Annotated in this window: 21 protein-coding genes; 10 read left to right on the top strand and 11 right to left on the bottom strand. The window is 33.2% G+C overall.

What is annotated here, in order from left to right; all coding sequences use genetic code 11:
• Positions 1 to 44: 44 nt before the first annotated feature.
• On the top strand, positions 45 to 533 hold the full coding sequence (locus Spiro2_RS04430) for a hypothetical protein (RefSeq protein WP_338637327.1): 489 nt from the start codon (positions 45 to 47) through the stop codon (positions 531 to 533).
• A 6-nt stretch (positions 534 to 539) separates the two neighbouring features.
• Here Spiro2_RS04430 and Spiro2_RS04425 read toward each other — a convergent pair whose 3' ends face one another.
• A complete protein-coding gene (locus Spiro2_RS04425; protein WP_338637325.1) occupies positions 540 to 1,616 on the bottom strand; it encodes a KamA family radical SAM protein in 1,077 nt (358 codons plus the stop codon).
• Positions 1,613 to 2,386: a 5'/3'-nucleotidase SurE gene (surE, locus tag Spiro2_RS04420; protein ID WP_338637324.1), complete on the bottom strand. Its 774-nt coding sequence runs from the start codon at positions 2,384 to 2,386 to the stop codon at positions 1,613 to 1,615. Before surE ends, Spiro2_RS04425 begins: the two co-directional genes overlap by 4 nt.
• A gap of 1 nt (position 2,387) precedes the next feature.
• Between surE and Spiro2_RS04415 the strand changes: the two genes are divergently transcribed.
• The 6 genes from Spiro2_RS04415 to Spiro2_RS04390 all read left to right on the top strand — a co-directional run bounded on the left by Spiro2_RS04415 (position 2,388) and on the right by Spiro2_RS04390 (position 7,087).
• Entirely contained in the window at positions 2,388 to 3,377 is a 990-nt protein-coding gene (locus tag Spiro2_RS04415) for a M28 family metallopeptidase (RefSeq protein WP_338637322.1), read from the top strand.
• Positions 3,378 to 3,381: 4 nt separating this feature from the next.
• The gene (locus tag Spiro2_RS04410) at positions 3,382 to 4,044 is read left to right on the top strand and encodes a bifunctional adenosylcobinamide kinase/adenosylcobinamide-phosphate guanylyltransferase (protein WP_338637321.1); all 663 of its coding nucleotides are present in this window, start codon (positions 3,382 to 3,384) and stop codon (positions 4,042 to 4,044) included.
• Entirely contained in the window at positions 4,034 to 4,774 is a 741-nt protein-coding gene (gene ubiE, locus Spiro2_RS04405; RefSeq protein WP_338637320.1) for a bifunctional demethylmenaquinone methyltransferase/2-methoxy-6-polyprenyl-1,4-benzoquinol methylase UbiE, read from the top strand. The genes Spiro2_RS04410 and ubiE overlap by 11 nt, the downstream gene beginning before the upstream one ends.
• 92 nt (positions 4,775 to 4,866) lie before the next feature.
• Complete coding sequence (locus Spiro2_RS04400; RefSeq protein ID WP_338637319.1) at positions 4,867 to 5,811, top strand: malate dehydrogenase; 945 nt, start codon at positions 4,867 to 4,869, stop codon at positions 5,809 to 5,811.
• Positions 5,812 to 6,054: 243 nt separating this feature from the next.
• Positions 6,055 to 6,786 (top strand): hypothetical protein, encoded by a 732-nt coding sequence (locus Spiro2_RS04395; protein WP_338637318.1) that lies wholly within the window; start codon positions 6,055 to 6,057, stop codon positions 6,784 to 6,786.
• A 37-nt stretch (positions 6,787 to 6,823) separates the two neighbouring features.
• Positions 6,824 to 7,087, top strand: a complete 264-nt coding sequence (locus tag Spiro2_RS04390) for a hypothetical protein (RefSeq protein ID WP_338637317.1) — start codon at positions 6,824 to 6,826, stop codon at positions 7,085 to 7,087.
• Here Spiro2_RS04390 and Spiro2_RS04385 read toward each other — a convergent pair.
• Together Spiro2_RS04385 and Spiro2_RS04380 are read right to left on the bottom strand one after the other, a co-directional pair.
• On the bottom strand, positions 7,084 to 8,286 hold the full coding sequence (locus tag Spiro2_RS04385) for a methyl-accepting chemotaxis protein (protein ID WP_338637316.1): 1,203 nt from the start codon (positions 8,284 to 8,286) through the stop codon (positions 7,084 to 7,086). The two genes, Spiro2_RS04390 and Spiro2_RS04385, sit on opposite strands and share 4 nt — an antisense overlap.
• The gene (locus tag Spiro2_RS04380) at positions 8,273 to 9,349 is read right to left on the bottom strand and encodes a methyl-accepting chemotaxis protein (RefSeq protein WP_338637315.1); all 1,077 of its coding nucleotides are present in this window, start codon (positions 9,347 to 9,349) and stop codon (positions 8,273 to 8,275) included. Before Spiro2_RS04380 ends, Spiro2_RS04385 begins: the two co-directional genes overlap by 14 nt.
• A gap of 147 nt (positions 9,350 to 9,496) precedes the next feature.
• Here Spiro2_RS04380 and Spiro2_RS04375 point away from each other — a divergent pair, with 147 nt between their 5' ends.
• Positions 9,497 to 9,847, top strand: coding sequence for a MazG-like family protein (locus Spiro2_RS04375; RefSeq protein WP_338637313.1), 351 nt, complete (start codon positions 9,497 to 9,499; stop codon positions 9,845 to 9,847).
• Here the strand turns inward: Spiro2_RS04375 and Spiro2_RS04370 are convergent.
• The 3 genes from Spiro2_RS04370 to Spiro2_RS04360 form a co-directional block, all read right to left on the bottom strand.
• Positions 9,839 to 10,777: a diacylglycerol/lipid kinase family protein gene (locus Spiro2_RS04370; protein WP_338637312.1), complete on the bottom strand. Its 939-nt coding sequence runs from the start codon at positions 10,775 to 10,777 to the stop codon at positions 9,839 to 9,841. The genes Spiro2_RS04375 and Spiro2_RS04370 overlap by 9 nt on opposite strands.
• 3 nt (positions 10,778 to 10,780) lie before the next feature.
• Positions 10,781 to 12,343: a pyruvate kinase gene (locus Spiro2_RS04365; protein WP_338637311.1), complete on the bottom strand. Its 1,563-nt coding sequence runs from the start codon at positions 12,341 to 12,343 to the stop codon at positions 10,781 to 10,783.
• A 122-nt stretch (positions 12,344 to 12,465) separates the two neighbouring features.
• Positions 12,466 to 12,951 carry a Fur family transcriptional regulator gene (locus Spiro2_RS04360; protein ID WP_338637309.1) on the bottom strand — a complete coding sequence of 162 codons (486 nt, stop codon included), beginning with the start codon at positions 12,949 to 12,951 and terminating at the stop codon, positions 12,466 to 12,468.
• An 88-nt stretch (positions 12,952 to 13,039) separates the two neighbouring features.
• On the opposite strand from Spiro2_RS04360, the gene Spiro2_RS04355 reads away from it, so the two are divergent.
• Positions 13,040 to 15,055 (top strand): carboxy terminal-processing peptidase, encoded by a 2,016-nt coding sequence (locus tag Spiro2_RS04355; RefSeq protein ID WP_338637308.1) that lies wholly within the window; start codon positions 13,040 to 13,042, stop codon positions 15,053 to 15,055.
• Here Spiro2_RS04355 and Spiro2_RS04350 read toward each other — a convergent pair.
• Complete coding sequence (locus tag Spiro2_RS04350) at positions 15,021 to 15,926, bottom strand: hypothetical protein (RefSeq protein ID WP_338637306.1); 906 nt, start codon at positions 15,924 to 15,926, stop codon at positions 15,021 to 15,023. The two genes, Spiro2_RS04355 and Spiro2_RS04350, sit on opposite strands and share 35 nt — an antisense overlap.
• 168 nt (positions 15,927 to 16,094) lie before the next feature.
• On the opposite strand from Spiro2_RS04350, the gene Spiro2_RS04345 reads away from it, so the two are divergent.
• Complete coding sequence (locus Spiro2_RS04345; protein ID WP_338637305.1) at positions 16,095 to 18,182, top strand: ABC-F family ATP-binding cassette domain-containing protein; 2,088 nt, start codon at positions 16,095 to 16,097, stop codon at positions 18,180 to 18,182.
• Here the strand turns inward: Spiro2_RS04345 and Spiro2_RS04340 are convergent.
• The 3 genes from Spiro2_RS04340 to Spiro2_RS04330 form a co-directional block, all read right to left on the bottom strand.
• Complete coding sequence (locus Spiro2_RS04340; RefSeq protein ID WP_338637304.1) at positions 18,168 to 19,202, bottom strand: TatD family hydrolase; 1,035 nt, start codon at positions 19,200 to 19,202, stop codon at positions 18,168 to 18,170. The genes Spiro2_RS04345 and Spiro2_RS04340 overlap by 15 nt on opposite strands.
• Positions 19,118 to 19,558 carry a Fur family transcriptional regulator gene (locus tag Spiro2_RS04335; protein WP_338637302.1) on the bottom strand — a complete coding sequence of 147 codons (441 nt, stop codon included), beginning with the start codon at positions 19,556 to 19,558 and terminating at the stop codon, positions 19,118 to 19,120. The genes Spiro2_RS04340 and Spiro2_RS04335 overlap by 85 nt, the downstream gene beginning before the upstream one ends.
• 158 nt (positions 19,559 to 19,716) lie before the next feature.
• Entirely contained in the window at positions 19,717 to 20,310 is a 594-nt protein-coding gene (locus Spiro2_RS04330; protein ID WP_338637301.1) for a trimeric intracellular cation channel family protein, read from the bottom strand.
• Between the last annotated feature and the right edge of the window lie 61 nt (positions 20,311 to 20,371).

Here is a 20,371-nt window from a genome sequence, read left to right as displayed (position 1 = left end):
CGATATTAAATTTATGAACTATTTTTACTAGGAACTACTAAATTATGTTAAGATATCTTATAATATTCTTAATACTTATTAACATGAATACTTTTAAAATTTTTGCTTCTAAATTAGGATCTTATTTGTTTTGTGTAAATACCCAAAACTCAAATGTATGGAAATGGGCGCCAGCTAGCCCTTTGGGCATACCAAATTTTGAAGAAATAGGTTCAAGCCCTAATACAAAAGGCACCTGGATCAATGGGACAGGTGGACATAATAGACACTATCACCCTGTTTTTAATGTTTTGCAAACTTTTAATAACATTGATGAAGCTGTATTGTTTTGCCAAGAGCTTAAAAAAATTTGTACAAATGCATTTGGCGAAGAGTTTGCTCATGTCGGTGTTGCAACGTGGGCTGTAACATATAGCACATGGGCATATATTCAGGTGTTTTACCTCGATAGAACTACAAATAAACGGAATTTTTTAGGCTCATTTATTAAGCATTCGAGGTATTGTAGCAATTGGAATTATACAGACCTTTAAAAAATATCATATAGAATTAGGATACTTAATAACAATTCGAGAACTATTTAATGAACTCTCAAATTCCCAAACATTTTCATAAACTTCTGTGGCGTTGTGGGTATGCATCGCAATTTTACCCTCACCTCCTGGAATATCTACAATCAGTTGCGGAATACACAAACCAGAAATCTTTCCTCGCAAATTTTTTATGAGTTCAATTGCATGTCGTAAAGGAATTCTAAAATGCTCTGTTCCTTTAGCTAAATCCGGATAATGCAAGTAATAGGGCTTAATTCTATTTTCTATTGATTTTTTAAATAAAGAAATCAATTTCTCATGAGAATCATTGATTCCCTTCAAAAGCACAGATTGCAATAATATGGGAATCCCATTATCCACACATTTTGCTATTGCATTTTTACACTCCAAAGTAAATTCATCTGCACTATTTATATGTGCTGCAATCCAAATACTTTTGTTATTTTTTTTGAAAATATCAAGCAAAGACATAGTAATTCGAGAAGGAAGTACACTTAAAATTCGCGTATGAAACCGAATAACTTTAACATGATCAATTTCAGATAAATTTTCTAAAATACTTGCAATAGACTGATCTGTCAGAGTTAAGGGATCCCCTCCTGTAATAATAACTTCCCAAATTTCTGAGTGCTTTTTAATGTAATCATATGCATTTAAAAAATCATCTTTTTTTAAATTATTGCTTGAGTCTGACACCTTATAACGGCGAAAACAAAATCGACAATACGAAGCACACATATAAGTAGGTTTAAATAACACTCGATCAGGATATCTGTGGGTGATACCTGCTACTGGGGACCAACGCTCATCGCCAATTGGATCTGTTAGCTGCTCTGGCAACACATTGAGTTCATTTGAGGACGGAATAAATTGAGAAGAAATTGCTTCATTTGACTTCTCAATTTCTTCTAAAAAAATATGAGGAACACGAATATTAAAATGATCAATTACTGGCTTTAATTCACATGTTTGATGCATAGAAATAAAACCTTTTTTAACCAGTTGATTTAAATCAATCAATCCTTGCGATAATTCACGCGCCCAATTTTTTTCATTAATCATAATTTTAAAATACCAACAATATTTGCAAGATTTTTATTTGTTTCTGTTGAGCTTTGTTTAGCTTTTACAAAGCTTAATGTAATAAAACCACTTGACACCAAAGAAACATCCTGCGACGCGTCATCAGGCATATGACGAGAAAAGCCACCAATCAAGTAAATTTTCATTCCCGTGCCTTTAACTGGCTTCATCTCCTCAATATGCGGTTCATACAAAGATGCACCACCGCATTCTGCAATCGCAATTTTCTCTGCATTTTGCGGCACATTGACATTCAACACCTCCATATTTGGCCAATCGAATGAAAAGGCATTTTGAATTATTTGTCCAACAATTTTAGCAGATTGTTCAAAAATATGTTGTAATTGTTCGTCAGATAAGTTTTCTGTGTCTGCAGAAACAGCAATCGCCTTAAACCCCATAAGAGCGGCTTCTGTTGCTGCGCCAACAGTCCCACTGTAATTCACATCAACGCCTACGTTTAAACCGTGATTAATGCCTGACACAACAAAATCAGGTGGGTCTTCACAAAGAATTTGCGTTAAAGCTAACGCAGCACAATCTGCGGGTGTGCCATCAACAGCAAAACAATGTTCAGAAACTTCTCGAACTCGCAAAGGTTGATAAAATGTCATCGCATGAGATTGGGCGCTTCGTTCGCCATTTGGGGCAACTACTGTTATTTTATGCCCAAGTGTCTTAAGATATTTTGCTAAGACCTGGATGCCTTTAGCTTTATAGCCATCATCGTTACAAAGGAGTAAGTGCATAGTGAGAAAGACCTTATGTATTTGGTTTCATCTTTTTTTAGGGTTACTTTACTTAAAAAATGCGCATCCCAATTACGTATCATTTCAAAAAAAACCTGCTTTTTCAATCAATAATCTAGAAAAAACGATGAATTGGTTTACCGCTGAAGCACATCCAATGGGATCAGCGGCACAAACAAAAATTGCTCATGAAATTACTGAAAATCTTAAACAAGTTGGCTGGAAACCAAAGTTGCTTAAATTTAACGCAACTGTTCCTAATTTTTATTCAGAAAAATTTGGTGGCTCGCAATCTAACGGAAAAACAACAATTAAAATAGAAGGTATCAATGTTGTTGCAGAAAAAAAAGGACACGCTCCGTGCACGATTTTATTAGGGGGCCATTACGATACCAAGTATTTCAAATCTTTTAAATTTGTTGGTGCCAACGATGGTGGTTCTTCAACTGTCCTGCTCATTGAATTAGCACGTGTCCTTAAAGAACAAAAATTCCATGAAAAAAGTTTAGGTGCTTGCGATATTGTTCTTGCATTTTTTGATGGAGAAGAGGCTTTTTTAAATGATTGGTTTGATGGTGAAAATTTTTTAGGTATTCAGGACAACTTATATGGTTCACGAGAATTTGTTAAAAAATTAAAAAAGAAAAATGGACAATATACTTATAATCATAATCCAATTAAATTAGTACTTATACTTGACATGATTGGACATAAAAATCAATATCTTTCAATTTCGCACGGATCAGACGAAACATATTCACAACTCTTTATCAACTCTGCAAAAAAAATTAAAATTTCTAAAGCAGACTTTACAGTTGAAGATGATCACATTTCTTTTCTGTCACTTAATATTCCCTCTTTGCATATTATCGATTGGAAAAATACAAAAGAATGGCACACAAGCCGCGACACACCAGATATTATTTCTTATGAAGCTATTGCAAATTTAGGAGAAACTATACTGGAATTTTTAAATACACATAGGATTTAAAAAAATGAATAATGTGCGTTCTAAACTTTGTTTATTTTTAGGAGGCAGTCAATCTGGCAAAAGTTTATTTGCAGAAAACTGTGCTAAAAATTGGCAAAAGGTTGTTTATTATGCTACCGGAGGGCAAATTGAAAATTCGCCGGAATGGGAATTGCGTATCAATAAGCATCGACAACGAAGACCTGATCATTGGACAACAATTGAATACCCCGTTAGCATTGATAGCGTTGTCAATTATTGCCAAGAACACAATGCTGAAGTTTTAATCATCGACTGTTTATCGTTATGGATGGGCTGGTTAATTGCGCAAAATGCGCAACTCTACTCTCACTTTCAATTGCTGAAACATTTAGAAACAGAATTTAATTATTTTATTAAAAAGCTTACGACACTGCAATTCCCTGTACTTGTAGTTTCAAATGAAGTAGGACAGGGAGTGACACCAAGTACAGAATCGGGCAGAGTGTTTAGAGAAGCACTTGGGCACTTGAACCAAGCGTTAGGCAACGAGGCACTTTGTGTTTCTTTCAGTATTGCAGGCCAAAATATTTTGCTAAAAGACTCTTCACAAAATTTTCTTAACGGTTTTTGCCCTCTTGGTATTATAAATGAAAATTATATAATTTCTAAGCTCAATTCTCACGCAGGAGATCAAAGTGAAATTTAAACAAATTCATAATAACCCTATTCAATTAAGCGAAAAATCATTAAAAATTCAAAATATGTTTGATAAAATCTCAAAAAGATATGATTTTTTAAATCGCATTCTTTCTGCTGGACAAGATGTTCAATGGCGAAATAAAATGATCTCTTTGCTACCAACTATTCATGCGCAAAATGGAATTATTTATGACGTTGCGTGTGGCACAGGAGATGTTTTATTTAGCACCAAATCAAGACGTAAAGACTACAACCAACTTGTTGGTTTTGATATTTCATCAGGCATGCTTGAACAGGCACGAATTCGCGCCGTTGCAAAAAATTATTCAGATATTCAATTTTTTCAAGCATCAGCAGAAAAACTACCTACAGAGTCTGAGTCTGCGGATTGTATTACAATTTCCTTTGGACTGCGCAATGTCGACAACCGTGAAGGTGCATTGCAAGAGTTTAATCGTGTTTTAAAAAAGGGTGGAACTCTTTTTGTACTTGAATTTTTTCAGGCTGAAAATAATTTTATTTCAAAATTTTTTGATTTTTATTTTAAAAAAATTCTACCAAAAATTGGTGGATTATTTTCTGATAAGTCAGCGTATGAATATTTACCACAAAGCGTTTCAACTATGCCATCTGGCCATGATTTTGAAAATATGCTACAAACAGCAGGTTTTCATCAAATAGAACAAATTCAATGGCTCTCTGGAGCGACTCGACTTTTCAAAGCTGTAAAAAAATAACCCACAACTTGTTTTAAAAAAAAAAACAAGCATTATTCTCTGCGAGTTTATTGTTTGTTTCATTATCTGTTTCTTTACCAGAGGAGCTTAAAATGTTTAAAAGACCTAAAATTACGGTTGTTGGAGCTGCAGGAAATGTTGGAGCTTCTGTGGTTCAATGGTGTGCACAAAAAGAATTGGCTGATTTAGTTTTAATTGATTTAAAACCAAATGTCGCACAAGGACGCGCTCTTGATCTTGCCCAAGGCGGTGCTTTTGCAGGTTTTAATGCGAGCTTTATCGCAACTGATGATTCTTCTCAAATGCAAGATTCTGATGTTGTCGTTGTCACTGCCGGTGTTCCGCGTAAACCCGGACAAACTCGCGAAGAATTAGTTGGTATTAACGCAGGAATTGTTAAAGCTGTTTGCGAAAATATTAAACGTTATGCTCCTAATTGCATTTTAATTCTTGTTTCTAATCCACTTGACGCAATGCTGACTGTTGCTCAAAAGGTAACAAATTTTCCAAGAGAACGTGTACTCGGAATGTCTGGGGTTTTAGACTCCTCTCGTTTTCGTAGCAATATTGCCCGTACCTTAAATGTTCACATTAAAGATGTTTCTGCCATTGTATTGGGTGCCCACACTGATAAAGACATGGTTCCTGTTGTGAGCACCGCAACTGTCGGCGGCGTTCCTCTTAATAAACTTCTCAACTCAGAACAAATTGCTGAAGTGGTAAGTAAAACCAAGCGAGGCGGTGCAGAACTTACAGAATTGATTGGCACATCGGCGTGGGTTGCTCCAGGATTTGGAGTCACTGCAATGGTCGAAAGTATCATACTCAACCAAGGCAGAATTTTACCTTGTTCTGTAGAATTAAAAGGCGAGTATGGAATTTCTGAGGGAGCTTGTCTTTGTGTACCAGTTAAATTAACAAATAAAGGTGCTGAAAAAGTTTTTGAAATTGATCTCTCTTCCGACGAAAAAGCCGCGCTTAAAGCCGCACATACTGCTTATCTCGAAGTTAGAAAAATAGCTTTGAGTAATTTGTAATCATTTTTTATGTAATCTTTTGGCAAATCTCATTTGTTCTACAGAACAAATGAGTACTCACTTTAACTGTACGAAGAAAAAAATTTATGAAAAAATTTAAAAATTTAAATATCTAAAATTTTTAAATTTTTTTATGAATTCTCAATCACATTCGACATCAAATACAACTTATGCTAGGAAAAAATTAAGACAGTATTGCAAGCAATTCATAAAATATTAAATACTGCTTGAAAGGGTTTAGCAATGCACAGAATTTCGTCATCAATTTTAATCACAACTTTATTGATTACAGGTTGTTTTGACAATCCTGCGATTCAAAATCAAAATACAGCTCTCACCGCAGCATCATGTCCAACATCCGATGTTCGTGTGATTAAAGTAACCTTTAATGAAGCAAAGCAAAAATACTCAGTATTTCATACCGCTGCAACCGCGGGCAAAGCCCTACCCAACCCATTAACGTTAAAAAATTTGCAAATGATGCAAATTGAACCCGCAGCAAACTCGCAAAACGATTTTGCACAACTTCACTTTAATCGAGAAAGCAATGAATGCACACCCATTTTGCAAATGACACAAGGCTATAAAATTGAAATCGCTGCAACTGGTGGGGCATCGCAACAAGAGGGACAATCATCAGGTGGTGCGTCGGGTAGTTATTGGGCGCCTTTTTTAATGGGAGCCATGGTCGGCAACACGCTTTCCGGTGCATTTCAATCTCGTCAACCAACATATTATCTGCCACCACCCAATGCTGGAGGCAACTCTTCTGGTGGCGTTATTAGTGGCGGCGTGTCTGGAAAAAATCCTGACGAATTGAAAAAGAATTATGCAACTCAAGCCGAAAATTCTAAAAAAGGATTTTTCTCAAAACGCAACAATCAAGATTCAAAACAAAAGAGCGGTTTTTTTAGCAAAAAAGAAAACTCATCAAAAAATACTAAAACAAGTTTTTTTAGAAAAAAATCTAAGTAATTTTAATTATTATTTTAGCTAACAGCAAGGAGAATATATGTCTAATTTTTATGCAGGAGTGGTTAGAAAAAAGTTTACTTTATTATGTGAATCTCCAGAAGGTTCGCAAATTGAAATAGCATCTTGCCATGACGCTAAGGAAGCCAATTTTGCAAAACATGCAACTGAAAAAATACTCTCTTTAATAGAAGAAAGTTTTGACATGGAAGATGGTTTTAAAATGAAAATTGTAGAATCTATGGAGTCTGCAGAAGACATTCCATTAGTTCAAATTAACGAAAAACCAACAGCTGCAAATTAAAAACCCATACTTTTTAAATTTCGCCTAACTTCACTTCCTTTTGTTTTTTGAAACATTTTTAAACCTTGAATTCCAAGTAAAGCTTTTTCAATGTCTTCAACAAACTGAAGTAACTGTGTGTTGGTCTCTATGAGCTTTGAGATGGAATCATTGCCATCAGCAATAAGTTTATTATTAAGGCCAATATTTTCTGTAATACTTGTCAGCGACCCTTCTATTGTTTTCATAACACCTGTTTGCATTTCAGTGCCTTCATAAATAATTTGAATTTGCTCCTTCAGCGATTCCACTCCTTCATTTGTTCTACTATATACATCCAATGCCTTTTTACTGATAATTTCGCCTTCTTTAATGCGTTCGTTCATGGTTCGAATTATTTGCGTGACTTTAATTGAACTTTGATTCAACAAATCTTTAATTTGCTTTGCAGACTTTCCACTTGTTTGAGCCAATACTTGGACTTCTTCCGACACAACAGAAAATCCTTTACCATGATCTCCTGCGCGAGCTGCCTCAATCGACGCATTCATTGCAAGCAATTCTGTTTTAGCAACAATATCACTTATAACTAAAGATTTTATATTAATTTCATTGATAACTTGAAACATTTTATCCATATCTACAGCCGCAATTTTAATAACTTCAATTGCTTCGCCTAGGCGTTCCATCACAGATTTGCCACTTGTCAGTCTATCCTCTGCGCTTTTTGTAATTGCTTTACAATCATTAATTTGCTCTGATGTTCTATGCATCATTTGCGTAATTTCTGAAATTGCAGCGGCAGTTTGGTTGATCAGATCAAACTGCTTATTAAAAGAATTGGCTATATTTTTTTTAGGATAAACAAATTCTTCTATAGTAACATGACTTCGTTCAATATATTGTTGAAATAATATGCCCAACATAGAATATTTTTCTTTAATTTTATTAAGATAATAAAATAATGCTAATTCAAGAATTAGTGTCACACACAATGAGCCTATTAAATACTTTGCGATATTTTGAGTTCCTGATCCAAATAAATAAATAAATAATATCGAAGAAAAACAAATTAATAAATTAGTTACAAGTACAGAAATTAATATAATATTTCTAAAACCTAATTTTTCTGTTTTTTTTATTTTTTCAGTTTCAATTTTTTCAGTTTCAACGCTTTGATTTTCGGCGTTTTGATGTTCAATATTTTCATTTTTGGTCATTATCTTGCTCTCCAGACCAGTATTCTTTTAAAATATCAGCAACTTCTTTAATGTTATTGAAATTATTAAAATTTAAATTATAAACTTTTAATAAATTAACTGTATCTGTTATATTTTTTTTCAAAATATTTTTAATATCAAAATTACCTTGAGTCATTTGATCAATTCCAATTTTTTGTTCCCATGTCGCAGCTCTAATATTTTCTGAGCGACTAGAAATTCCAAACATCTCCGATTTGATAGCAGTAAACACCGCTAAAGCATCACTGCTCGCTTTTTTTCCTAGATCCACTCGTGTCTGATTTAAATCAATTATTTTTAAAATCTCATTTTGACTTTTTAAAATAATATCTTCAATTTCTTTTGCTTCGCGACCACTTAGTTTAGCCAAATTACCAACTTCTTCAGCAACAACAGAAAATCCTTTTCCTTTTTCGCCTGCTTTGGCGGCTTCTATCGATGCATTTAAAGACAATAATTCAGTAGTTGATACAATAGTATGTATTGTTGAAGTATCATTACTAATTTGTTTAATTAGGTTTGAAATTTCTGATAAGTCATCTTTTGTTTTTTCGATTGTTAACACAGCATCAACCATTTTTTGCATAATTTCATTGCCATCATTAACATCCCGTGTCACTTTGTCAGACATCTCTTTACAAACTTCTGCGTTACTCGTAGTTTCTGTTAACATTTCAGAAATATTTTTCATTAACTTTGCGCTTTCGTTTAATCCATCTAACTGACTTCCTGTTAGTGAAATAAATTTTGTCAAATTATTTTTAATTGATAATAAATAGTCATCACCATGTTTACATGATTCTGAAATTTCGTCTGAAGTATTATATATTTTTTTGTTTAAATTTGAGAGTAATAAACGATTAACAATAATGATTGCTAAAGAAAAACAAATAACAATAAAATAAACAAAAATACTTATTAATCCTTGAATATTATCAATAAAAATCAAAACAACTGCATAAAAAGCAACAAAAAACTGGATAGAAAATATTAATACCCATAATTTAATTCTTATTGAATTGCTTTTCAAAAATGAAAACATTTCATCCGCTTTCAAAATAAAACTAACAGTCTTGTTTATGACACAACCAGGTATCGGATTCTTTTGCAAAAATAAAATTTACCAGGTAGTAAACTTTTGCGGCATTGATAACTTATTGGCAGTCATTAAAGTTTATTAGGAGGCAAAATGTTCCCAAAACTACCAGAACCATGTGTTCAAGGGTTACAAACAATCCAAAAAGAGTTTGATAATTATCAAAGTAATGCGTTTGAAGAACGCTCACCGCAATTTTTTTCTTTAGAGCTTTGTGGAGAAACTGGAGAACTTGCAAACATTGAAAAAAAAATTTGGCGTAACCCCTCACTCCCCCTCAATGCAAATCACTTAGCAGAAGAGGCCGCTGATGTTTTTATTTCATTAATAAACTATTGTAATTGTAGGAAAATAAATCTTGAACAGGCCGTGGCTGACAAGTTAAAAATTATTGAAGAAAGACGCTTACAAGGCAAAATGGGTAAAATTAAAACCTCAAAGTAAATTTGAATACACTTGCAATGCTTTTGGCTTTAAGTAAAACTTTGCCGTTTTTAGTAAAAAAGACTCCCCATCGCAATCTCCATACACCTCGTCTTCAATCATTGACGTGACCTGCAAACTTTGCACCTGTTTTACAGTTATTTTTTTCTCAATACCTTGATAATTTCCTGAATAAAGGCGACTTAGATAAAAAATATTTTCAAATATATTCATATTTTCAACAGCGACAACAGATAAAAATCCAGAGCTTAAGCTCGCTTTAGGCGAAGGACACATTCCACCACCACAAAAACTACCATTACAAACAAATAATGCCTTTAATGGCACACTGCTAAATTCTTCATCGTTAAAAGCAATTTGAGTGGGATAAGCCATATTTTTAAAAATAACGGACAATACTGCAGCAAGATAAGTGGGCTTCGATCCAAAATGCTGCCGTGATTGATCCACCCACTGCGCAACTTCCCCGTTAGCTCCATATCCTGCAACATTAATAAAATATTTGGATGAATCCCCTTGAATTGGGTTGGTATAATCGACACATCCAACATCACAATCAATTTTATGGCCGAGGCGAATACAAAAGAGAGCCACCTTAAAATCGAGTGGAATATTAAGAGATTTTACAAAATCACAACCAGTGCCTAAAGGAATACATGCCAAAGTCGGCTTTTGTACTGATTTATGCTGCATCAAACCATTCACAACAGAGTTAACAGTTCCATCGCCACCAACAGCCACAACAGTCTCTATTTCTTGTTCAGCAGCCTGAAGCGCAAGACATGCGCCATGCTCAAAACTTTGAGAATAACTCCACAATACGCCTGGATATAAACGTAGCACTTCAGGCAATACGTGCTGTTCCCATATTTCTTTTGCATTTCCTGCTTTGGCGTAAGGATTTACAATAAAAAAAGGAGAATGAGACATAGTTTACTCTATTTCCTGAACAGTGAATAAATTTGAATTGCGTTCTGCAACACTAGAAGAGGTCAATGAAACAAATACAAACTTATCCCCTTTTTTAAAACCAAAATTTTTGATTAATTTTTCTTTAATCTCAGATAAAATACGTTCAACATGAGTTCTTGATTCCAATACAACAGCAGTCACAGAACGCAGCAAATTCATTTGACGCATAATTTTCTTATTAAAAGTGATTGCAATAATTTCTTTAGGAGTCCGCATTGCTGACAACTTCATAGCTGTATACCCTCCTTCAGTAAAACAAACAATGGAACGCACTTCAGCTTGCTGCGCAATACGAATCGCTCCGTAAGTGACAGCATCATCATCAGTTGGAATTTCGTTCATTTCAAAATGATGCCACTTTTTTTCAAACCATGCTTCCGAATTGATAAGCGTATCAATCGTCACTTGCGCAACCAATGCTGCATTTGGGCCTTCGGTTACTTCATGTGATAAAACCAATGCATCTGCGCCATCAGCCGCGGCATTGGCCATATCAGAGACTTCTGCACGGGTTGGATTGGCATTCACAATCATAGAATGCATCAATTCCGAAGCAACGATGACAATTTTTGATAATTTATTACACCGAGTAATGAGCTCTTTTTGAATTATTGGTAGGTTGTGAGGATGCTCATCAATTCCAAGTTCTGAACGGCTTAAAAACACACCATCTAAATGTTTCATGACATCAGGAAGAAGTTCGAGCGAGCGTTTAGAATCAACTTTTAGCAAAAAACGCGGGGGAAGCTCTGCTTCAAACTCTAGCACTCGTTTTGAAATTGGCACACTGGGATGTCTTGCGGAGAAGGGGGCATTTTCACCAAGAATTCCAGCTTTTATTGTCAAAAGCTCGCGCTCTGATTTTATCCCATCAACAATAATATAATCCGCTAAAGAAGAAAAACCTGACTGTAAAGTTTGTTCATCTTCTGGCAACAATGGAAACAAATCGCGGCTCATATCTGTAGAGTGGACATCAACACCACTCAACAAAAGTCCACCACTTTCTACCAAACAACGCACCTGCATGTTGGAGCTTATTTCATTGGGTAGCTGTAAAATTTTTAACTCTACTGCGCCATAAGAAACACTTATTTTAGAGCCAATCTTTAATTGGGAGAGTTGGTCAATACTTGAAACAATAATGGCAATGCCAGAAAAATTTGAAGTTTTGAGATGAAATGAGGCACAATAATCAAAATCAACAATGATTGAAATATTAATTTCAGAGCCATCCGCAACCTCTAATGGACCGCTTGGCACAGACAATAATGAACGTCTGCCTACAAAACTTAATAAAAATGGAACAAAACCCGACCCATTGCTAATCTTTAAACATTCAAGTTGCTTGGTGATTTCATTTCTAAGTTTGATAATATTTGGCAATGAGCGCGATGAGTAAGTCATCCTGACAGCATCGAGACGATACTGGGTTATAAGATTTGCAATTTTTTCGATTCCAATTTGTTCGCAACCATTGTTGGTAACTGTCCAAATAAGTTTTGCCTTTGATTTTTTATCCATATCTGCGTTCTTTCCTTCAGCACTGTAATGAGAATGTTACAAATGACACCACCCATCACATTCTTTAAACAACTCACAGAAAATAAAACCAGAGACAATAAAGATCAAATCAAGACTTTATATTATTTTTTGTACTTACAAGTTTCAAAGTTCATGCAATCGCCAAATAGCTCCATTTTATGATTTTTTAATTTAAATCCTAAATTATTAGAAACTTTTTCTTGAAAGAACTCGAGCTCATCATCAAAAAATTCAATAATTTCGCCGCATTGATTACATATTAAATGGTCATGGTGTTCATTTTCAAAATCAGCAATTTCAAAACTCGCTCGATCCCCACTAAAATGGCGTTCAACCAATATTTGTGACTCTGTCATCATTTTCAAAGTACGGTAAACAGTCGCCAGCCCAATGGAGCTATCCAGTTTTTTAACTTCGTTAAAGATTGTTTCTGCATCCACATGACGACCAGAAGTGAGAACGGCGTCTAAAATAATTTTGCGTTGTCTTGTTTGTCTTAAACCCAGTTGGTTTAAATATTCATCAAACATTTTATGAAGATATGCCTTTTTGGGAAGGCAAGCATCCGATCTGCGCGAAGTCGTCATAAAAACTCTCAATCAAATAAATTGACTATTAGTAAGTAAAAAAAGAAAATACAGACTAGAAACTCAAGCCCCTAATAGGAAAAAGAATATGCGTCTAAAGATGATTTTGTTATTCGCATTCGTCTTTTACTGTCTTAATGAGGGAACAGAGACTCCTTTGTTAGCTTACGAACAGAACCCTAGGATTGCAAGAACAAATCACGCAATTCTTAGCTGTAAAGAAGTCAAAGCGCGCATAGAAACAATGCTTATTTTACATTTTCAATTTAATGAATTGAATAATGACCTAGCAAAAAGAGCAATAATAAAATTATTTGAATCGCTCAATCCTGAAAAAATATATTTTCTAAAATCTGATATTTTAAATTTTAAAAGTGATATCAAAAAAAACTTAAACGAAAACGAATGTGGTTTTATCTTTGATGTGAAAAAAATATTAAAAAGTAGGGTTATGGAAAGAAATTTAAAAATTAAAAACATTTTATCTACGCCAATTGATTTAAAAAAAACAGAATATATTAATATTACAAAAAAGAATTGGAGCGAATCAGAGTATGAAGCAAATGAAAAAATAAGAAAAAAAATAAAATTACAATTTCTTACAAATAAAGAAAATGAAGAATCAGAAAAACTAGTGAGAGTAAGATTACAAAAAAGTTACGAAAGGTTTGAAAAAAATATTGAAAGTATAAATACTGATAAATTATTTCATATTTTTTTAAATAGCTTTGCAATTTCATTAGATCCGCATTCTATTCATATGATGCCAACAGATCATGAATCATTTATAATTCATATTAGTAATAAATTAGAAGGAATAGGCACCCAGTTACAAGAAAAGGATGGATATATCATCATTCGTTCCCTAGTTCCTGGAGCATCAGCTGAAAAAATGGGTAAATTACAAGTTAATGATAAAATTTTAGCTGTTGATATTAATGATGGAAAAGGGTTTTACGATCTTCTTGATGCCTCGGTTGAGGATGCAGTTAACTTAATTCGAGGAAAAAAAGGAACTACTTTAAAACTTTTAATTCAAAGAAATACAGAAAATATTATAAAAAAATTTCCTGTAACTTTAGTTAGAGACGAAATAGAATTAAAAGATGAACTTGTAAAAACTGAAATTGTAAATTTAGAAAATAAAAAGATTGGAATTATTAAAATTCCTTCTTTCTACACTGATTTAAAATGTAAAAGTAAATTCTTTTTGCATTGTAAAGGTGTTTCCTATGATGTGGAAAAAGAGCTAAAAAAACTTTCTCAAGAAAAGGTAGATGGAATACTGATTGACTTGAGAAACAATGGTGGCGGAGATTTTCCAGAAAGCTTAAGACTTACTGGATTTTTTCTACCTCAAGGCACAGCTGTGCAAACAAAAGATAAAAATCAAAGCATTAGAAGTCAAACTATCGAAAAATCCAAGTCCTATTATATGGGACCTCTTGTTGTTTTGATCAATAAACTGAGTGCGTCTGCATCAGAAATTTTTGTAGGCGCAGTGCAAGATTATGGTAGAGGCATTATAGTAGGAGACAAAAACACCTTTGGTAAGGCAACTGTGCAAATTATACAAGAAATTCCTGGCATAAAAAATAGAAAAACAGATGGAGCATTAAAAATTACACAAAGTAAATTTTATAGACCAGCTGGAGAGAGCAACCAAAAATATGGTGTTTTATCAAATATCATTATTCCAAATAATCTAGAAATATATGAAATTGGAGAAAATTTTTTAGATTATGCACTTTCTAAGGACGCAATTTCTCCATCTAAAAATTTCAAGCCTATGCAAAATTTATCAGTTATGATTAACAAGTTAAATAAACTAAGCCAAGACAGAATTAACAAGGATAAAAAATTTCAAGAATTAAATGCTAAAATAAAAATGCTAAAACTTGCAAAAAACAAACCAATAGCAATAACAAAAGAAAACATCAAATTAATTGAAGAATTAGAAAGCCCTAAATTTTATCTTGAAAAGAAAAATTTTAACAAAAAAGTAGTGAGCGACGATGATCTTCAATTACAAGAAGCATTAAAGATCACTTTAGATACAATTAATTTATCTAAAGATCCAGCTTATTTGTCTTTGCAAAATTAATATTATTAAATTTATTTTGAATATCTTGCACATATTTTCCAGGATTCATTAAATAAGCATAACTTTTATCATCAATAAAATTTAAGCAATTATCTAAATTTAAATTTAATATTTTTTCTACTTCAGAATTTTCTTTATTTTTTATTATTGAATCTTTACTTAGCATTATATAATTATATGTTTTACATAATGATAGCAGCCATGCCTGGTAAATTTTAATTGAGCTAAAGTTGTAATTAAAAAGGTTTAATAAATTGCAATAATATTCGGGATTAGATAACATTGAAACATCGTCTTTAAAAATTAAATAGCCATTTTTATCTAAAATTTTCCAACTTCTTTTTAAAAATGGAAAAATTTTTAATCCCTTACTAAAAATATTATTAATTATTACAACATCAAATAAATCTTCATTTCTCTTAAAAAAGTCATGAAAACTACTAAATTTAAAATGTACCCTTTTATTTTTAGTAAATTCTCTATTAAAACTATTAAAAAATTTAATGTTAATATCTAATAAGCTTTTATCTTCTTCGACAACAACAATTTGTTCAGCCACATTCCATTTTAATGCCTCACGAACTGCTCCCAGATCACCAATACCAATTATCAAAATTTTTTTAGGTAAACCATGATGGATAAAAGGAATATGAACTAGTGATTCATTCACTATAAATTCATCAAATTTGGAGCTTTGAATTTTTCCATTAAAAATTAAAACTTTATTATTATTATTCAGTTCCATGACTGCAATATTTTGAAGTTCATTTTTTTGCTCATAAAGTACTTTTGCAACTAAAAATTGATATTCTTCACCACTCGATATTTTATCACTGATCCAATAATTTGATTTTGTGCCCTGATCACTCATCTGAACACCCCTAAGAGATATCGAGCTTTTTTTATTTATAAGGGCAGAAAATATTTCACTATTCATCGTTTTAAACTTAGGCTAAAAAATTCACTGTTAAAGAAATGCCGCCCCATTTTCTTTACGCATTTATTTTTGCGGCTTCTTAAAAACGTTTGGAGATTATTTATGTCCCGCTCCCCTTATTTAACCGCCTATAATCTTTCAGCAAGTTTTGGTTCAACACGGTTATTTGAAAACCTTTGTTTTACAATTCATCCTGGTGAACGATGGGGCATCGTAGGACCCAATGGAGCAGGAAAATCAACTCTTTTTCGAATTTTACAAGGTGTCCAACAAGCAGACTCTGGCACGGTTTCAATAAGAAACGGAATTCGTGTGGCAATTTTATCGCAACAATATGATTTTCAACCAAATAAAACAGTAATAACACTCATTAAAGAATCGCTTCCCATAGAGTTTGATTCTGAAAAGCAAACACAACTCATAGAAGCTGACTTAGAGTCTCATGCACTTCTCGCCGAAAAGTACCCTCATCTTAGCGAACAGCAAGAATGGCTTGATAAATTAAATTTGCTGCAAGAGAAACTTTTGGAAGTTTCTAAAATTGGGACTGAAAATATGATTCAAAGTGCATTAAAACTTGGCTTGTTTACTGAAATAGCCAATCAGCAGTTTGGGCAACTTTCAGGAGGGCAACAAAAGCGGGTACAGATTATTTGTGCGCTGATTAAAAATCCTCATCTCATTCTTTTGGACGAACCAACAAACCATCTTGATGTACAAACAGTCGATTGGCTTGAAGAACTTTTACTTGAAATCGCAGAGCTAGGCAGCAATTTGTTTGGTTTTAAAAACAATCAAGAAAATAGTGAGCCTATTGCATTTGCTATCATTTCTCACGATCGCTCATTACTCGATACCTTAACTCACAAAATTCTTGAAATTGAAGCCGGAGAGTTTAAGTGTTACCAAGGAAACTATGAAGCTTACAGCCAAGCAAAACTAGAAAATCAGGCACAAAACGAAAAAACAAAAGCAAAAATGCAAAATCTCATGCGCCGAGAACTAGAATGGTTACGTGCTGGCACGAAAGCAAGAACAACAAAACAACAATCTCGAATTGATAGAGCACTGTCTCTCAATAAAGAACTTCAAACAAAGCAGCAAAGAGCAGCTCTGTTTAAAAAAACAGAAATCAATTTTCAAGCCCAAATGCAGTCAGAACAACGCGACTTTGATGACTGCATTGTTCCTATTGTTCAAAATCTTGGGCAACAGGAACTGATTCATTTAAAAAATGTCTCTATTGCACATCCATCAAGCTCAAAACATCAGCTTCAATATATTTTTAATAATTTAAATTTAATTATTAAGCCCAAATCGCGCATTGCAATTTTAGGGCCAAATGGTTGCGGCAAATCAACATTAATGAAATACATTGCAAACTTTATTGTTCCTGAGCAAGGTGAGATAAAGTACCACGACCTTATTAAAATTGCTTACTTTGATCAACAACGACACAATTTAGACCCCACTCAAACAGTTCGGGCAACCATTGCACCTGAAGGAGAATATGTTTTTTTTGAGGGTAAATATTTACACATTATGAGCTATTTAGAGCGTTTTTTATTTAATAAATACGACGCGCTGCGCACAGTTGCCAACCTCTCTGGTGGAGAAAAAGCGCGCCTACTTCTTGCTAAACTCATGCTCGAACATGCTAACATGCTTATTTTAGATGAGCCGACTAATGATTTGGATATTCCTACTTTGCATATCCTAGAACGCAGTCTGATGGAGTTTCAAGGTGGTATTTTATTTACAAGTCACGATCGATATTTTATGCAACGGGTTGCAACAGGTGTTCTCACAAATACCAATAATGATATTAATTACTCAAAATCAGAAAACAAATGGACTTTATTTGCAGATTTGGATCAAGCATTAAATCAAATTTTAAATACAAATGAAAACACAAATAACTTAAAGGCAGAACCAGCAAAAACCAACACTGTTCAAAATAAATCAACCAAACCCAATTCTAATATTTTAAAAGAAATTGCTGCACTAGAAAATAAAATTAATAATTTAGAACACAAAATTAATGAGCTCACTCAAAAACTCAATGAACTTTATTATCAAGAAAAAAAACAACAAGAAATACAAGTTCTTTCAAAAGAAGTCGAAGGTTGTCAAACAGAACTCAATAACGCATATTTACAATGGGAAAATTTGATGTCAAAAAATATTTAAAAATCTTAAAATATTTTCATTTGACATTTTTATCAATTCTATATCAGAAATATTAAGATACTCCGATAAAATTTTTGCAATTTTTCTTAAATTTGCTGGCTCATTGACAGTTAGTTTTTCGAGCCCAGGAATTTCTGGCGGCATGTCTGGCGAGTCTGTTTCTAACATTCGAAACTGAGAAGAACATTTTATAAATGCCTCACGATTTCTGACTGCTTTTTCCCGCGTTGTTACTCCACCAAAAGAACAATAGACTCCTAAATCGGCAAGTTTTTTCATGTCTTCTGGAGGACCACTATAACAATGAATCATGATATTTTTTACACCAAGATCTTTAGCCCAAATAAGTTTCCGCATGCAAAAATCCCATGGCGTAGAACGCAAATGCAATATTAGTGGAAGTTGATTTTTTTCCGCTATTTTCGCACATGCTTCAAATGCAATATTTTGCAATTCTAATATTTGCGCCTTCGAAATCCCTACACAATTTTGATGCTTTACAATTTCTTGCGACAAGTCAAACCCAGCTTCTCCTATGGCCCAAATTTTATGAGAATGTTCATGCAAAATATCATGAAAAAGTGAAATATCTTTACTGATTCTATCTATATTTTCTGTTCCATCAGGAAATAGCCAGAGCTTGTGCACATTGATTGGATGCAATCCATGCGCTAAAAAACATAAAAAAATATTATTTTTAATATTAGTATGTGTTATTTTTCCTTCAGAAGATTGCTCTTCTTTTAACACCGCGCAAAGTCTGTTACAATGTATTTTATCTTGCGTTAATGCAACATTTTGTAAAGTATCTTCAAGCCAGACACCTGCAACAATACCTGATAATACGCCAGTATTTATTGAATTTTCTAAATTTTCTTTTAAATTAGTTAAATAATTAAGGTGAAAATGCGCATCAATAATTTGAATTGAGTTATTTATTTTAAAGTAAGCTTCCCACGTAGAAATATATCCACCTCCTTTACCTGCATATCGTCGGGCAAATTGAGAGCTATTTGACATTGCTCTTCTGAAATATCAAAAAGCTTACCCGATTCTGTATCCAAAAAATGAAAATGATGCCTAATGTTAGTATCATAAACAATTTTGACAGTATGTGGAAGTTTTAATTCCTTTAGCATCCCAACTTGCACTAAAATATCTAAAGTATTGTAAACTGTAGCACGACTCAACTTTGGAAAATTTGCATCAGTCCACATTTTGATATCTTCTGCTGTTGGATGATCGGCTTCACATAGCACATATTTACAAATTGCAATGCGCTGAGCTGTAGCACCAACACCAATATTTTTTAACCTTTCTTCAATTTCTAATGGAGACAAAAAAAGATTGTTTAATTTTTTATTATGAAATGACATAAATGAACCCCATTTAAAATCTATACAAAAAAAATAGAATTATTGCAAAACCTGATTAGACAAAGTCTAAAATAAAACAAGTTATTGGAGTTCATCGATGCAAGCTAAAAAAACCTCATCATATTATGAAGATTCATTATTACTAAAAAACAGATATATTAAGCTCTTGGCAAATGCCAATTTTTCAACAATGAAACGATGCGGCAGGTAAATATAAAAATAATGACTATAATATCAGTTATGACTTGAGAAAATATGCCTAATAATAAAAAATATAAAACTCCCCCAAGCATTGCAAAACCACCATACACTTCTTTTTGAAATACATAAGGAACGCGATTGACAATAACATCACGTATGACACCGCCAAAGCATGCAGTAATGACGCCCATTAATACACATTGATAATTTAATAGTTCAGACGCAATTCCTGCTTTAACACCAACAACTGTAAAAAATGCGAGGCCTAACGCATCAAATATCAAAATAGATTTTTCAAAAAATGCATTTTTTTTCTTAATCATAAAAATAATAATAGTCGCTATTAATGCGATTAACCAATAAACAGGAGTATTAAAAACAGTTGGAGGTGTTTTTCCAAGAATAATATCTCTCAGAAAGCCACCACCAAACCCAGCAACAACCGACATCACAAAAATTCCAAAAATATCCATTTTTCTTGCTACTGCAAGCGAGGCGCCACTGATACAAAATGCAAATGAACCACCATACTCAACAATATTTATAAGCATAAAATTCCTTTGTTGCGAAAACAAAACAATAACGATTGCAAATTATTACCTCAACGTTTAA

This window comes from Spirobacillus cienkowskii, assembly GCF_037081835.1.
GTDB lineage: Bacteria > Bdellovibrionota_B > Oligoflexia > Silvanigrellales > Silvanigrellaceae > Silvanigrella > Silvanigrella cienkowskii.
This window is presented reverse-complemented; position numbering and strand designations above follow the sequence as displayed.